The following is a 14,089-nucleotide window of genomic DNA, read 5'->3' as shown; positions in this document are numbered from 1 at the left end:
CTCGGCTCCACGAAGAAGATCGCGCACACCGCCGCGACGAGAATGACGGATGCCGGAAGGATCAGCGTCTCGCTCATGGCGTTCGTGAACGCGTCGCGCAGGAACGACGGCAGCTGGGTCGTGTTCGACGAGATCAGGTTGCCGCCCGTGCCCTTGCTGCCCGGGGGCAGCGCCTTCTGAATCTCGGTCGAGATGCGGCTCGTCATGAGCGCCGCGAGCGCCGACGAGCCGATCACGGCGCCGACCTGCCGGGTCGTGTTGAACACGCCGGATCCGGCACCGGCCGAACGCGGCGGCAGGTTGCGGTTCGCGGTCGTCGCGATCGGGCCCCACATGAAGGCCGAGCCGAGGCCCATCACGGCGGACGGGATGAGCAGCAGCGGCCACGCGATCGTCGGCGAGATCATGACGGCGAAGAGCCAGATCGCACCGCTCACGAGCACGACGCCCGGCAGCACCAGCAGGCGCGGGTGCACCTTGTCGGTGAGGCGGCCGGCGATCGGGGCGAGCACGATCGAGAGCACCGCGGTGGGCGCCGTCATCAGTGCGGACTCGGTCGGGGTGAAGCCCCGCACGGCCTGGAAGAAGTAGACCAGCGGGATGAACATCGCGGTGATCGAGAACCCCACGGCCGAGATCGCCGCGTTCGACAGCGAGAAGTTGCGGTCGCGGAACAGGCCGAGCGGAAGCAGCGGCTCCTTCTTGTTGAACGCCTGCCAGACCACGAACAGCGCGAGGAACACGATGCCGCCGACGACGGCTGCCCACACCCAGCCGTTCCAGTTGTAGGTGTTGGACTCCTGCAGGCCGAACACCAGGAAGAACAGGCCGACCGCCGACAGGAACACGCCGAGCCAGTCGAAGGTGTGGCTGTGGGTCTCGAGCTTCGGCACGAGGATCGCGGCGAGCACGAAGGCGACGATGCCGATGGGCACGTTGACGAAGAAGATCCACTCCCAGCCGAGCCCATCGACGAGCACACCGCCCAGGATCGGGCCGACGAGGGTCGCGAAGCCCGCGGTGGCCCCCCACAGGGCCATGGCGGTGCCCCGCTTCTCGGGGGCGAAGGTGCGGGTGATGACCGCCATCGTCTGCGGGGTCATGAGGCCGGCGCCGAGACCCTGCACCGCGCGAGCGATGATCAGGTTGGTGATGCCGCTGCCGGGCAGGTTGTCGGAGAGGCCGCACCAGAGCGAGGCGAGCGTGAAGACGACGAGCCCGATGAGGTAGATGTTCTTCGGGCCGAAGCGGTCGCCGAGACGACCGGTCACGAGCAGCGGCACCGCGTAGGTCAGCAGGTACGCGCTGGTGACCCAGATCACGTTGTTCGTCGAGGTGTTGAGGCCCTCTTGGATGGACGGGTTCGCGACCGACACGATGGTCGTGTCGATCAGAATCATGAAGAAGCCGATGACCAGCGCCCAGAGCGCGGGCCAGGGTCGGACCTCTTTCGTGTGGGTCGGGTGAGTCGTTGTCATCGCTCAGTCGTCTTTCTTCTTGGAAGTCTGTGCAGGGTCGGAGCGCTTCTCTTCGCCCCAGTCGAGCTCGCCCGACTCGAGGTCTGCGAGCAGCCGGCTCAGCCACGTGCGCTCTGCGGTGTAGATCGCCTCGAGGTAGCTCACGTCGAGCCAGTACTTGCGCGGCAGTGACGTGCGGCCGAAATGGGCGAAGGCCTCTTCGGACTCGTCGCGCAGCACGTCGAGGCCCTTGAGCCGCCGCCGCACGAGGTCGATCACCGTCTCTCTCGGCAGGTTGTGCGCCTCGCCGATGGCGACCGGGAAGCTCGGATACTCGTAGACCGGCGCCGCGATGATGTCGGCGATGCGCTCAGCGAGTGCGAGCTGCCCCTGCTCGGTGATCTCGTAGGTGGTGCGTTCGGGCCGGTTGCCCTCGCGGTCGGTGCCGGTGACGCGCACGAGCCCCAGCTCGGTCAGCTTGTTGACCGTGTGGTACAGCGAGCCCGGGCGCACCTTGACCAATCGGTCCTCCCGGCGCTGGATGAGCGTCTGATACATCTCGTACGGGTGCATGGGGCGCTCGCTCAGCAGCGCGAGCGCGGCCATCGCCAACGGTGTCATCACCACGCCTCACCCCATTCCACACGCGAAGAAAACGCTATTCAGAGCCACCGACATCGCGGCATCCGCGACGTTGTTCCGTGCCGATTATTCCGCACGGAATATTTGATGTCAACTAGTCCGTGCACACCGTCCGCGCGCACGGTCCCAAGCGCGGGCGGGATGCCGGCACCGGCAGCGGCCCGCCCGCCCAGGCATCCCCCGGTAGAATTCGGATGCACCACGCAAACCGCACCGGACGGAGAACCACGTGCCCACGATCGTCGTCGAAGTCATGCCCAAGGCTGAGCTGCTCGACCCCCAGGGCAAGGCGATCGCCGGCGCCCTGGCCCGCACCGGCCGCGGGGAGTTCCAGGTCCGCCAGGGCAAGCGCTTCGAGCTGACGGTTCCCGGCGACGAGCTGACTCAAGAGCTGCTCGACCGCGTCCGCGAGATCGCCGCAGACATCCTCTCCAACTCCGTCATCGAAGACGTCGTCGGCGTTCACGTCGTCGGCCGCGAGACGCCCGCGGGGGTCTGAGCCATGGCCAAGATCGGCGTCGTCACCTTTCCCGGCTCGCTCGACGAGCGCGACGCGCAGCGCGCGATCCGCCTCGCGGGGGCCGAGCCGGTCGCGCTCTGGCACGGCGACCACGACCTGCAGGGCGTCGACGCGATCGTGCTGCCCGGCGGCTTCTCGTACGGCGACTACCTGCGCTGCGGCGCCATCGCCGCGCAGTCGCCGCTCATGGCCGAGGTGATCTCGGCGGCGAACGCCGGCACCCCGGTGCTCGGCATCTGCAACGGTTTCCAGATGCTCGTCGAGGCGCATCTGCTGCCCGGCGGTCTGATCCGCAACGACCACGGCAACTTCATCCGCCGCGACCAGTCCCTCTTGGTCGAGAACCCCGACACCGCCTGGACCAACGAGTTCGCGAAGGGTGAAGAGATCGTCATCCCGCTCAAGAACGGCGAGGGCGGCTACATCGCCGATGCCGCGACGCTCGAGCGCCTCGAGGGCGAGGGCCGCGTCGTCTTCCGCTACCAGGGCGTGAACCCCAACGGGTCACTGAACGACATCGCCGGCATCACGAACGAGCGCGGCAACGTGGTCGGCCTCATGCCGCACCCCGAGCACGCAGTCGAGCCGGGCTTCGGGCCGAACACGCGGGTGCGCATGCGCTCAGGCGTCGACGGGCTGCGCTTTTTCACAAGCGCGCTGCACGCTCTTCAAGCGGTCTAGCTCGGCGACTTCCTACGAGCGCGCCGCGCGCGCTTCAGGCCGTGTAGCGGTCGGTCTAGCCTGGGCGGCATGACTGCGCCGTCACGCTTCCAGCTCATCGCCGCACCCGTCACCGTCTTCGACGATGACGGCGGCCTCGACCTCGACTCCACGCGCCGCCTGTTCGGCTGGCTGCAGGAGACCGGCGTGGACGGGGTCTTCACCCCCGGCACGACGGGCGAGTTCACCGCCCTCGACGACGACGAGCGCCTCGCCGTGATCGAGGCGGCGCTCGAGGTCTTCGGCGCGGCATCCGTCATCGCGCACATCGGGGCGGCCACGGCGCGGCAGACGATCCGGCTCGCGCAGGCGGCGCAGCGCGCGGGCGCCACGCGGCTCGCGGCGATCACGCCCTACTACTTCCCGGCGGGCGAGAGCGCGCTGGTCGAGCACGTGACGAGGGTGGCGGATGCCGCACCGGGCGCGTCCCACTACGTGTATGTCTTCCCCCCGCGGGCCGGCACCGCCGTCGCGCCGGCGACACTCGCCCGGCTGGCCGGCGTGCCCGGGCTCGTCGGGGCCAAGGTGTCGGGCCTCACCCTCGCCGAGAACGAGGCGTACCGCGCGGCGGTTCCGGCCGGGTTCGAGCTGTTCTCGGGCAACGACATCGACCTCGTGCGGCTGGCCGAGGCGGGGTTCAGCGGTGTCGTCTCCGGTGTCTCGAACGTCTTCCCCGAGCTGTTCGTGAAGGCGACGCGGGCGGTCGCGGCCGGCGAAGGCGCTGCCGAGCTGCAGCCCCGCATCGACGCGGCCGTCGCCGCGACGGGAGTCGCCGACATCGGCCTGCTGAAGGCGGGGCTCACGCGGCGGGGCTTGGCCGCGGGCATCCCCCGCATCTCGATCGACGCACCCGACGACGCGGCGCTCGCCGCGCTCGAGAACGCCCTGCAGGCGGGGCCCGCGCGCCACAGCCGCTGACGCTGCGCGCGGTTGCGCTGCTGCGATCCGCTTTGCGCTGCTCGGATCCGGGCAGCGCAGTGCGGATCCGAGCAGCGCGACTGGCGAGCGGCGCCGGAGCGGCTACGCCGTCAGGACGAGCGGGCTGTCCTCCGTGATCGCGACCGTGTGCTCGCTGTGCGCGGTGCGCGCACCCGTGGCGCTGCGCAGCGTCCAGCCGTCGTCGTCGGTGACAAGGGTCGCGGTGTCGGCCATGATCCACGGCTCGATCGCGATCAGCAGGCCGGGGCGCAGCCGGTAGCCGCGGCCCGGGCGGCCCGTGTTGGCGATGTGAGGGTCCTGGTGCATGGTGCTGCCGACGCCGTGCCCGCCGAACTCGGTGTTGATCGGGTAGCCCGCGCCTTCGAGCACGGTCCCCACCGCGTGCGAGATGTCGCCGACCCGCGCGCCCGGCGCGGCGGCCGCGATTCCCGCGGCGAGCGCAGTCTGCGTCGTCTCGATCATGCGGATGTCTGCGGGGTCCGCCGCGTCCCCCACGATGAAGCTCACCGCCGCGTCGGTGACGATGCCCTCGAGCGAGGCCGCGAAGTCGAGCGTGAGCAGGTCGCCGTTGCGCAGCGCGTAGTCGTGCGGCAGGCCGTGCAGCACGGCGTCGTTGACCGAGGTGCAGATGTAGTGGCCGAACGGGCCGCGCCCGAACGAGGGCGCGTAGTCGACGTAGCTCGACACCGCGCCGGCATCCGCGATCGCCTGCCCCACCCACGCATCGATCTCGAGCAGGTTGGTGCCCACGCGCGCTCGCTCACGCGCGCCGCGCAGCACGCTTGCGATGAACGCGCCGCTCGCCTTCGCGCGCTCGATCTCGGACGGGCTGAGGATCTCGATCATGCGGTAATTCTATACCGGTATTACTATTGGCCTATGGTCCGACTGCCGCTCTCACCCGCCGAGCTCGAGCGCGGCGAGCGACTGGGCGCGCTGCTGCGGCAGGCGCGCGGCGACCGCTCGATGGTCGAGGTGGCGCTGGCGGCCGGAATCTCACCCGAGACCCTGCGGAAGATCGAGACCGGCCGGGTCGCGACGCCGTCGTTCGCGACGATCGCCGCGGTCACCACCGCGCTCGGCCTCTCGCTCGACGAGGTGTGGGCGTCCGTCAGCGCGGGGGCCGACGCGGCGGTCGCGTCCTAGACGCCGCCCCGCGCTGCGCTCAGACCAGCTGCAGCTTCTCGACCCAGTGGCGCAGGAAGATCGCGCCGGCCTCGTCATGGATCGCGCCGTGCTCGGTGATGACCGGGTACGGCTTCTCGAGCACGCCGTCCGACGGGCGGACATCCACGTGCGCCGCATCGAACCCCGCCTCGTGCAGGAAGTCGGCCATCTTGTAGTCGCTGCGCGAGTCGCCGACCGAGCGCCAGGTGCGCGGCAGCTCGCCGCCCGCCGCCGCGAAGTACTCGAGCGCGCGCTGTGCGCCACGGTCCTTGTCGAGCACGACCGACTCGATGTCGGTCGAGATGATGGTCGAGTCGAGCCGGAAGGTCACGTTCCCGTTCACGTCGGGCGCGACGCGGTCGCGGTGCGATACGCCGATTCCGTGGTCGACCAGCACGTCGAAGGCGTACGTGTCGAAGTGGTTCTGCGCGCGCAGATAGACGGATGCCTCGACCTCACGTCGCTGCTCGACCGAGATCATCGCGCGCTTGGTCTCGTCGAAGAACATGGTGTCGGCGAAGCGCTGCTGCACGAGCATCCGGATGTCCGAGATCAAGGACGCCGAGGGCGCGACGGTCTCGTCGACGGTCACCGCGGCCATGCCGGCAGGGGTGATCGGGGCCCACGAGCCGCCCTTCTCGAAGACGCCGAACATGCGCGCGCCGGGGCGCTCGAGTGCGCTCGCGAGGCCGCGCGCGAGCAGCGGCTGCACGACCTGCTGGTCGATGAACGCGTCGCTGCGACCGGTGATGAATGCGATCGGCACGCCCGCGCCGACGAGCGTGACGAGGTCGTCGGCGATGGACGGGATGGCGATGGAGCGGGTGACGGGCGAGGCGATCGGTCCGTCGACGTCGAGAAGAAGTCCGAGATCGGGCACGATCCATTCTCGCAAGATGCGGCTGGGCGTCTTTCCACAGCCGAGCGCGTCAGCGCCGCGCTGTCGGTGGCGGTCGCTACAGTTCAGTGAAGTTCAGTGAAGTTCAGTGAAGTTCAGTGATCGGCATCAGTGAAGACGAGTGACGACGATCACTGAACTTCAGTGATCGTCGTCAGTGATCGTCACTGATCGAGTGACTGAGGAACAGTGATGGAAACCAGCCAGGGGCCGCTCGACGAAGTCATCGCCCGTCTGCGCCGCGCGGGCACCGATCTGACGCAGGTCGAGGTCAAGGCCGCGTCGCAGGGGGTGCCCCGCAGCCTGTGGCCGACGATCAGCGCATTCAGCAATCGAGATGGCGGCCTCGTCGTCCTCGGGCTGGACGAGGCGAACGGCTTCCGCCCGGCGAGCGGGTTCGACGCAGCGAAGGTGCGCGACGCGGTCGCCGAGGCGTTCCGCCCCCGCTCCCCGCGCGACATCCCCGGCCCCGTGACGCCGACCCCCAGCGGCGTCATCGACATCGCCGAAGTCGACGGCGCACCCGTCGTCGTGATCGACGTCGAGGAACTGCCCGCCGACCAGCGCCCCTGCTACGTCACGACCCAGGGCATCGAGAACGGCAGCTATCAGCGCGTCGCCGACGGCGACCGCGTGATGGGCCGCTACGGCGTCTTCCTCTTGCGAACGGATGCCGCGCAGCCCACGACCGACATCGAGCCGGTCGAGTCGGCGACGGCCGACGATCTCGACGGCGAGCTGGTCGACCGCTTCGTGACCAGGTTGCGCCGCGTTCGCCCGCGGGCGGTCGCCGGGCTGTCGAGCGACCTCGACGTGCTCACCAGGATGAAGGTGCTCTCGAGCGACCGCTCGACCCCGACGCTTGCGGGGCTGCTCGCCTTCGGCGCGTACCCCCAGCAGTTCTTCCCGCAGGCGATGATCACCTTCAACTCCTATGCGGGGCTCACCAAGGACTCGGTCCTCGGCGATGTGCGCATGCTCGACCGCAGGACGCTCGAGGGCCCGATCCCCGTGATGGTCGACGACGCCGTTCGCGCGGTGCTGTCGAATCTGCAACATCGGCGGGTGAGCCGCGGCGCCGGTGCGTTCGACGAGCCCGAGATCCCGGTCGACGCGCTGCGCGAGGCGATCGTCAACGCGGTCACGCACCGCGACTACAGCGCGATGGCCCTCGGCGACCAGGTTCGCCTCGAGCTCTACCCCGATCGGCTCGAGATCCACAACCCGGGCGGCATCTGGGGCGGGCGCCGCGTGACCGAGCTGTTCGACGGCAATTCCCGCTCACGCAACGCGCGACTCGCGACGCTTCTGACCGACATCCCCCTGCCGGGCACGGCCGACACGGTGTCAGAGAACGCCGGCAGCGGCATCCCCCGAATGACGGGGTCGCTGGGCCGCGCCGGGCTCGCGGCGCCGCGCTTCGAAGCGACGCTGACCAGCATGACGGTCGTGCTCGAGCGGCACGGGCTGCTCTCGCCCGACGTCGACGAGTGGCTTGCAGATGTCGGCGCCGACGGCCTCGAGCCCGACCAGCAGCGCGTGCTCGCGCTCGTGCACCGCGAGCTCGATGTCGAGGACCAGCTGCTGCGCGCCCTGCTCGGCATCGACTCCCACGACGCGCAGGATGTCCTGCGCTCGCTCGTCGACGAGGGGTGGCTGCGCTACCCGGCACGACCGGGCGAGGCCTACCGCCGGGGCTCGCGCCTGCAGCACGAGGAGGTGCGCGAGGTCGCCCCCGGCGTGTTCAGCTCGCCCGCGCGCGAGCCCGCCGTGCGCGGCGCGCTCGATGAGCGGATCGTCGCCGCCATCAGAGACGCCGGCGAACTCGGGGTGCAGGACATCGCCGACCGCGCCGGCTCCACCGTGAACGTCGTGCGCCAGCGGCTGCGGGTGCTGATCGACCAGCGCGCCGTCATCCCGACCGCGCCGCCGCAGTCGAAGAACCGCACCTACCGCCTCGGGTGACCGCGGCCTGCGGCATCCGTCTCGAAATGATCGCCAGGCGCGCGCCGGTAGAATCGGCTCCGTGACTGACGCCACCGAGACCATCCACGTTCCTTCTTCCGGTCTCGACACGACCGCGAACGCGGCGGCGACGCCCGAGAAGCAGCAGCCCTACGACGTGCTGGGTCTCAAGACCGACGAATACGAGCAGATCAAGGCGATCCTCGGGCGCCGGCCCACCAGCGCCGAGCTCGCCATGTACTCGGTGATGTGGTCTGAGCACTGCTCGTACAAGTCGAGCAAGAAGTACCTGCGCATCTTCGGCCAGAAGGTCAACGACAAGATGCGCGAGAACCTGATGGTCGGCATGGGCCAGAACGCCGGCGTCGTCGACATCGGCGAGGGCTGGGCGGTCACCTTCAAGGTCGAGAGCCACAACCACCCGAGCTACATCGAGCCGTTCCAGGGCGCCGCGACCGGCGTCGGCGGCATCGTGCGCGACATCATCTCGATGGGCGCGCGCCCGGTCGCCGTGATGGACCAGTTGCGCTTCGGCAAGATCGACGACCCCGACACGACCCGCGTCGTGCACGGTGTGGTCGCCGGCATCTCGCATTACGGCAACTGCCTCGGGCTGCCCAACATCGGCGGCGAGACCTACTTCGACCCGGTGTACCAGGGCAACCCGCTCGTGAACGCGCTCGCCGTGGGCGTGCTGCGCCACGAGGATCTGCACCTCGCGAACGCCGAGGGCGTCGGCAACAAGGTCGTGCTGTTCGGTGCGCGCACCGGCGGCGACGGCATCGGGGGCGCCTCGATCCTGGCATCCGACACGTTCAGCTCCACCGGCCCGACGAAGCGCCCGGCCGTGCAGGTCGGCGACCCCTTCGCCGAGAAGGTGCTCATCGAGTGCTGCCTCGAGCTGTTCCGCGAGAACCTCGTCGACGGCATCCAGGACCTCGGCGCCGCGGGCATCTCGTGCGCGACGAGCGAGCTCGCATCGAACGGCGACGGCGGCATGTTCGTCGAGCTCGACTCCGTGCTGCTGCGCGACCCGTCGCTCACCGCCGAAGAGATCCTGATGAGCGAGTCGCAGGAGCGCATGATGGCCGTCGTGCACCCCGACAAGCTCGCGGCGTTCGACGCGGTGCTGAAGAAGTGGGACGTCGAGTACTCGGTGCTCGGCGAGGTCACCGACACCGGCCGCCTCGTCATTCAGTGGCGCGGCGAAGAGATCGTCAACGTCGACCCGCGCACCGTCGCGATCGACGGCCCGGTCTACGACCGCCCGGTCGCGCGCCCCGAGTGGATCGATGCGCTGCAGGCGGATTCCGCGGCCGCGCTCGCCCGCCCGGACGGCTCGACGCCCGAGGGCCGCGACCAGCTGCGCGAGCAGTTCCTGGCCCTCGCCGGCTCGCCGAACCTGGCCGACAAGAGCTGGGTCACCGATCAGTACGACTTCTACGTCGGCGGCAACACGGCGCTCGCCTTCCCCGAAGACGCCGGCATGATCCGCGTCGACGAGGAATCCGGCCTCGGCTTCGCGATCGCGACCGACGCGAACGGCCGCTACTGCCAGCTCGACCCGGCGCAGGGCGCGAAGCTCGCCCTCGCCGAGGCGTACCGCAACGTCGCCGTCTCCGGAGCCGTGCCGATGGCGGTCACCGACTGCCTGAACTTCGGCAGCCCGGAGAACCCCGAGGTCATGTGGCAGTTCTCGCAGGCGGTCGAGGGCTTGAGCGACGGATGCCTCGAGCTCGAGATCCCCGTCACGGGCGGCAACGTCTCGTTCTACAACCAGACCGGCACCACCCCGATCTTCCCGACGCCCGTCGTCGGCGTGCTCGGCGTGATCGACGACGTGGCGCGCCGCATCCCGTCGGGCTGGCAGGACCCGGGCGAGAACATCTACCTGCTCGGCACCACGGCGCTCGAGCTCGACGGCTCGGCCTGGGCCGGCACCGTTCACGGGCACCTCGGCGGCCGGCCGCCGCAGGTCGACCTGCAGCGCGAGAAGGCGCTCGCCGAGCTGCTGCACGCAGCTGCGATCAAGGGCATCGTCACCTCGGCGCACGACCTCGCCGACGGCGGCCTCGCCCAGGCGCTGGCCGAGTCGGTGCTGCGCTTCGGCGTGGGCGCCCGCATCGTGCTCGACGAGGTGCTCGAGCGCGACGGCGTGGATGCCGCGACCGCGCTGTTCTCCGAGTCGACGGCGCGGGTCATCGTGTCGGTGCCGCGCGAGGACGACGTCGAGTTCCGCGGGCTGTGCGAAGGCCGCGGCTTCCCCGTCGCGCGCATCGGCGTGACGGATGCCATCAGCGGAGAGGTCCCGACCCTCGAGGTCCAGGGGCTCTTCACCGTCGGGCTGGAAGAGCTGGCATCCGCCCACCGCGCCACGCTGCCCGAGCACTTCGGGCCCGTCGTCGGAGCCGGTGCGGCAAGCGCCTACTACGTGGCCCCCGAGGAGCGCCCGCAGCGCGCGCCGCGCCACCTCGCGGAATAGGCGCCCAGGCCGAGCGGTCCAGGTCGTCACGTTTGCACGCTTTCGGCAACCGAGGCGTGATTTCCTGCCAAAAGACGTGTAGACCATGTGCTACGTCGGGTCTACGCTTGAAGCATGGCGAGTGTGGGCATCCGTGAACTCCGGCAGAACGCCAGCGAAGTCGTGCGCCGCGTCGAAGACGGGGAAGAGATCGACGTGACCGTCAACGGTCGGCTGGCTGCACGGCTCGTGCCCCCGCCCCGGTCGGCTCCGGCACGTCCCCGCACTCAGCCACTGACCTGGTCCGAGTTCGCTCGCGCGATGGCTGAGATCCCGCCAGATACGACCGGCTGGGCCGAAGAGATCCACGCCTCGCGCGACAACGACCCGCTCTCCGATTGGCTTCCGAGTGATCCTGCTTGACACTTCAGTGCTGATCGATCCTGGGGCGATCGCTTTACCCGATGAAGCTCTGGGGTTCAGCACGCTGTGCTACGCCGAGCTCGCGCTCGGCATCACCATCGATGTGGACCCGGAAGTTCGCGCTCTGCGGCAGTTCCGCTTATCGCAGCTGCAGCAGACGCTGGCCACCCGATGGCTGCCGTTCGACAGACGAGCGGCGGCCGGTTACGCAGCCGTGGCGGCCATCGTTCACCCGCATCGCCCATCGCACGCGCGGAGCAAAGACATCATGCTGGCCGGGCATGCTTTCGCGCTCGGCGCGTCACTGGCGACGCTGAATCCGAAGGATTTCGAGCTTGTGGCCGAGCTCGTTCCGATCATCTCGCCGACGAGCCACTAGAGGGCGGGCATGTCGGCGAGACCCCCGCAAGGCCGGGGCTTCTTCAGCGTCTCGACGTGGCCAAGGCGGCGATATCGCTCTTCTTCACCAGCTGAGTCCCCGTCACGGTGTATTCGGTCGATCCGACGAACACCGCATCGCCGGCGCTGAGCGCCGCCTTCTGATCGGCGACATCGGTGAGGTAGTTGCCAGGCGCCTTCCCCCCCCGCCCCGAGCGGGACTCACGCGTCGGCACGAATAGACGCCTCGCGACGGCGGATGTCGCTCGGTGCGGCCCGGTGCCGCTCAGTGCCGTTCAGGGAGCAGAGCGAGCATCCCGCTCAGCTGCAGAGCTGCTGCAGACCGGAGAGGTCGGCCTTGAGCGCCCGCTGCTGCGCCGCAAGCTTGGCCGCGGCGGCCTGCGCGGCGGCGACGTCTCGGGTCGAGTACGCCTCTGAGGCCGACTGCGCCGTCGAGACCAGCGCGTCGTAATCGCTCTTGAGGGTGTCGACCTGGGGCTTGAGCGCCGGGTCGGTGACCTTGCCGACCGCGCTGTCGAGCGTCTGCTGGAACCCCTGCAGCTGCGACACCGCTCCGCTCGGATCCCCGCCGCCGCTCAGCCCGCCGAGCGCACTCTGGAGCGTCGCGGCCGAGCCCGCGAGCTTCCCCTCGAGCTCGAGGCACTGCATCGTCGTCGTGACGCCGGCCTGGGCAGTGCTCGACGGGCGGGCACTGGCCCCGGCGTGCGGCGTTCGCTGCGCGGAGCTCGCATGGCTGCCGCCGCCGCCCGTGCAGGCGGCGGTGCCGAGCGAGGCGAGCGCGACGAGGGCGATCGCGGTGGCCGTTCTGGCGAGCGTGGAAGTCGGCACAGGCATCCCCTTCATACGGCGAATGCCGCGGGTGCGGCATCAGTGGGGCATCCTTTCATACCCGCCTGGTGCGCTCGTCAGGCGAAAATAGACGCTTCGATAGGATGGGGTGGACCGGTCGATAGCGCGGTCCACCGCTCCAGCATGAGGAGGACCACGTGCCCGGAATCGTGATCGTCGGCGCCCAATGGGGCGATGAGGGCAAGGGCAAGGCGACCGACCTGCTCGGCAGCCGCATCGACTACGTCGTCAAGTTCAACGGCGGCAACAACGCCGGTCACACCGTCGTGATCGGCGACGAGAAGTACGCGCTGCACCTGCTGCCGTCCGGCATCCTCACCGAGGGCGTCGTGCCGGTCATCGGCAACGGCGTCGTCGTCGACCTCGAGGTGCTGTTCGAAGAGCTCGACGCGCTGAACGCGCGCGGCCTCGACACCTCGAAGCTCAAGATCTCGGCGAACGCGCACATCATCGCCTCGTACCACCGCACGCTCGACAAGGTCACCGAGCGCTTCCTCGGCAAGCGCCAGATCGGCACCACGGGGCGCGGCATCGGCCCGGCCTACGCCGACAAGATCAACCGCGTCGGCATCCGCGTGCAGGACCTCTTCGACGAGTCGATCCTGCGCCAGAAGGTCGAGGGGGCGCTCTTCCAGAAGAACCAGCTGCTCGTCAAGGTCTACAACCGCCGTGCCATCACGGTCGACGAGGTCGTGGCCGAGCTGCTGTCGTACACCGAGCGGCTCGCACCGATGGTCGCCGACACCGGGCTCGAGCTCACCCAGGCGATCGCGGCCGGCAAGAACGTGCTGTTCGAAGGCGGCCAGGCGACCATGCTCGACGTCGACCACGGCACCTACCCGTTCGTGACCTCGTCGTCGGCGACGGCCGGCGGCGCGGCGACCGGGTCGGGGGTCGGGCCGTCGCAGCTCACCCGCATCATCGGCATCGCGAAGGCCTACATCACGCGCGTCGGCGCGGGCCCGTTCCCGACCGAGCTGTTCGACGAGTGGGGCGACTTCCTCGTCGAGAACGGCCACGAGTTCGGCACCACGACCGGCCGCCGCCGCCGGCCCGGCTGGTACGACGCGCCGATCGCCCGCTACGCGAGCCGCGTCAACGGCCTCACCGACATCGTGCTGACGAAGCTCGACGTGCTCACCGGGCTCGAGACGATTCCCGTGTGCGTCGCCTACGACGTCGACGGGGTGCGCCACGACGAGGTGCCCGTCTCGCAGTCCGACTTCCACCACGCGAAGCCGATCTACGAGGAGTTCCCCGGCTGGACCGAGGACATCTCGGGCGCGCGCAGCTTCGACGAGCTGCCGCAGAACGCGCAGGACTACGTGCTCGCCATCGAGCGCCTGTCGGGCTGCCGCATCTCGGCGATCGGCGTGGGGCCCGAGCGCGACGCCATCATCGTGCGTCACGACCTGATCGACTGATGGCGGCCGACTCGAGCTCCCTGCGCGCTGCCGGCGCGGCGGGCGGCGCCCTGTGGGTCGGGGGCTACACCCCCGACATGGGCGGCACCGGCGAAGGCATCCTCTCGGCCCGCATCGCCGACGACGGCACGCTGAGCGCGGTGAGGCTCGCGGCGCGCACGCCGAGCCCGAGCTTCGTGGCGCAGCATCCCACCCTGCCCGTGCTCTACGCGGTGGGCGAGAAGG

The 14,089-nt window shown here is 69.7% G+C and carries 16 protein-coding genes; 10 read left to right on the top strand and 6 right to left on the bottom strand.

Annotated features, from left to right (window positions below):
- Nucleotides 1–1,478 (bottom strand): DHA2 family efflux MFS transporter permease subunit (locus tag ACM2XV_RS06890; RefSeq protein WP_487026394.1); only part of this gene is annotated, 1,478 nt, incomplete at its 3' end.
- 3 nt (nucleotides 1,479–1,481) lie between these two features.
- Nucleotides 1,482–2,078, bottom strand: a complete 597-nt coding sequence (locus ACM2XV_RS06885) for a PadR family transcriptional regulator (RefSeq protein ID WP_344776992.1) — start codon at nucleotides 2,076–2,078, stop codon at nucleotides 1,482–1,484.
- A 250-nt stretch (nucleotides 2,079–2,328) separates the two neighbouring features.
- On the opposite strand from ACM2XV_RS06885, the gene ACM2XV_RS06880 reads away from it, so the two are divergent.
- The 3 genes from ACM2XV_RS06880 to ACM2XV_RS06870 all read left to right on the top strand — a co-directional run bounded on the left by ACM2XV_RS06880 (nucleotide 2,329) and on the right by ACM2XV_RS06870 (nucleotide 4,257).
- Nucleotides 2,329–2,598, top strand: a complete 270-nt coding sequence (locus ACM2XV_RS06880) for a phosphoribosylformylglycinamidine synthase subunit PurS (RefSeq protein WP_344776994.1) — start codon at nucleotides 2,329–2,331, stop codon at nucleotides 2,596–2,598.
- 3 nt (nucleotides 2,599–2,601) lie between these two features.
- Nucleotides 2,602–3,300, top strand: coding sequence for a phosphoribosylformylglycinamidine synthase subunit PurQ (gene purQ / locus ACM2XV_RS06875; RefSeq protein ID WP_487026393.1), 699 nt, complete (start codon nucleotides 2,602–2,604; stop codon nucleotides 3,298–3,300).
- Nucleotides 3,301–3,369: 69 nt separating this feature from the next.
- Nucleotides 3,370–4,257: a dihydrodipicolinate synthase family protein gene (locus ACM2XV_RS06870; protein ID WP_487026392.1), complete on the top strand. Its 888-nt coding sequence runs from the start codon at nucleotides 3,370–3,372 to the stop codon at nucleotides 4,255–4,257.
- Nucleotides 4,258–4,359: 102 nt separating this feature from the next.
- On the opposite strand, the gene map is transcribed toward ACM2XV_RS06870, so the two are convergent.
- Nucleotides 4,360–5,124 carry a type I methionyl aminopeptidase gene (gene map, locus ACM2XV_RS06865; protein WP_487026391.1) on the bottom strand — a complete coding sequence of 255 codons (765 nt, stop codon included), beginning with the start codon at nucleotides 5,122–5,124 and terminating at the stop codon, nucleotides 4,360–4,362.
- 33 nt (nucleotides 5,125–5,157) lie between these two features.
- Between map and ACM2XV_RS06860 the strand changes: the two genes are divergently transcribed.
- A complete protein-coding gene (locus ACM2XV_RS06860; RefSeq protein WP_487026390.1) occupies nucleotides 5,158–5,424 on the top strand; it encodes a helix-turn-helix domain-containing protein in 267 nt (88 codons plus the stop codon).
- Between the two features lie 19 nt (nucleotides 5,425–5,443).
- On the opposite strand, the gene ACM2XV_RS06855 is transcribed toward ACM2XV_RS06860, so the two are convergent.
- On the bottom strand, nucleotides 5,444–6,325 hold the full coding sequence (locus ACM2XV_RS06855; RefSeq protein ID WP_487026389.1) for a hypothetical protein: 882 nt from the start codon (nucleotides 6,323–6,325) through the stop codon (nucleotides 5,444–5,446).
- A 210-nt stretch (nucleotides 6,326–6,535) separates the two neighbouring features.
- Between ACM2XV_RS06855 and ACM2XV_RS06850 the strand changes: the two genes are divergently transcribed.
- The 4 genes from ACM2XV_RS06850 to ACM2XV_RS06835 all read left to right on the top strand — a co-directional run bounded on the left by ACM2XV_RS06850 (nucleotide 6,536) and on the right by ACM2XV_RS06835 (nucleotide 11,571).
- On the top strand, nucleotides 6,536–8,308 hold the full coding sequence (locus ACM2XV_RS06850; protein WP_487026388.1) for an ATP-binding protein: 1,773 nt from the start codon (nucleotides 6,536–6,538) through the stop codon (nucleotides 8,306–8,308).
- Nucleotides 8,309–8,369: 61 nt separating this feature from the next.
- On the top strand, nucleotides 8,370–10,790 hold the full coding sequence (purL, locus tag ACM2XV_RS06845; RefSeq protein WP_487026387.1) for a phosphoribosylformylglycinamidine synthase subunit PurL: 2,421 nt from the start codon (nucleotides 8,370–8,372) through the stop codon (nucleotides 10,788–10,790).
- 114 nt (nucleotides 10,791–10,904) lie between these two features.
- Entirely contained in the window at nucleotides 10,905–11,192 is a 288-nt protein-coding gene (locus tag ACM2XV_RS06840) for a type II toxin-antitoxin system Phd/YefM family antitoxin (RefSeq protein ID WP_344777008.1), read from the top strand.
- The gene (locus ACM2XV_RS06835) at nucleotides 11,179–11,571 is read left to right on the top strand and encodes a PIN domain-containing protein (protein WP_487026386.1); all 393 of its coding nucleotides are present in this window, start codon (nucleotides 11,179–11,181) and stop codon (nucleotides 11,569–11,571) included. The genes ACM2XV_RS06840 and ACM2XV_RS06835 overlap by 14 nt, the downstream gene beginning before the upstream one ends.
- Before the next feature lie 43 nt (nucleotides 11,572–11,614).
- On the opposite strand, the gene ACM2XV_RS06830 is transcribed toward ACM2XV_RS06835, so the two are convergent.
- Both ACM2XV_RS06830 and ACM2XV_RS06825 read right to left on the bottom strand, forming a co-directional pair.
- Complete coding sequence (locus ACM2XV_RS06830; RefSeq protein ID WP_487026385.1) at nucleotides 11,615–11,806, bottom strand: hypothetical protein; 192 nt, start codon at nucleotides 11,804–11,806, stop codon at nucleotides 11,615–11,617.
- Nucleotides 11,807–11,891: 85 nt separating this feature from the next.
- Nucleotides 11,892–12,419 (bottom strand): hypothetical protein, encoded by a 528-nt coding sequence (locus ACM2XV_RS06825; RefSeq protein WP_487026384.1) that lies wholly within the window; start codon nucleotides 12,417–12,419, stop codon nucleotides 11,892–11,894.
- 158 nt (nucleotides 12,420–12,577) lie between these two features.
- On the opposite strand from ACM2XV_RS06825, the gene ACM2XV_RS06820 reads away from it, so the two are divergent.
- A complete protein-coding gene (locus ACM2XV_RS06820; RefSeq protein ID WP_344777014.1) occupies nucleotides 12,578–13,864 on the top strand; it encodes an adenylosuccinate synthase in 1,287 nt (428 codons plus the stop codon).
- Nucleotides 13,864–14,089 (top strand): beta-propeller fold lactonase family protein (locus tag ACM2XV_RS06815; protein WP_487026383.1); only part of this gene is annotated, 226 nt, incomplete at its 3' end. The genes ACM2XV_RS06820 and ACM2XV_RS06815, both read left to right, overlap by 1 nt.

This window comes from Gryllotalpicola sp. CP2-P1, from assembly GCF_057512245.1.
This window is presented reverse-complemented; position numbering and strand designations above follow the sequence as displayed.

Bases quoted from the DNA above. Each gene is read 5' to 3' on its own strand.
- purQ (WP_487026393.1), top strand. From the start codon at position 2,602: ATGGCCAAGATCGGCGTCGTCACCTTTCCCGGCTCGCTCGACGAGCGC.
- ACM2XV_RS06870 (WP_487026392.1), top strand. From the start codon at position 3,370: ATGACTGCGCCGTCACGCTTCCAGCTCATCGCCGCACCCGTCACCGTC.
- ACM2XV_RS06850 (WP_487026388.1), top strand. From the start codon at position 6,536: ATGGAAACCAGCCAGGGGCCGCTCGACGAAGTCATCGCCCGTCTGCGC.
- ACM2XV_RS06840 (WP_344777008.1), top strand. From the start codon at position 10,905: ATGGCGAGTGTGGGCATCCGTGAACTCCGGCAGAACGCCAGCGAAGTC.
- ACM2XV_RS06885 (WP_344776992.1), bottom strand. From the start codon at position 2,078: ATGACACCGTTGGCGATGGCCGCGCTCGCGCTGCTGAGCGAGCGCCCC.
- ACM2XV_RS06860 (WP_487026390.1), top strand. From the start codon at position 5,158: ATGGTCCGACTGCCGCTCTCACCCGCCGAGCTCGAGCGCGGCGAGCGA.
- map (WP_487026391.1), bottom strand. From the start codon at position 5,124: ATGATCGAGATCCTCAGCCCGTCCGAGATCGAGCGCGCGAAGGCGAGC.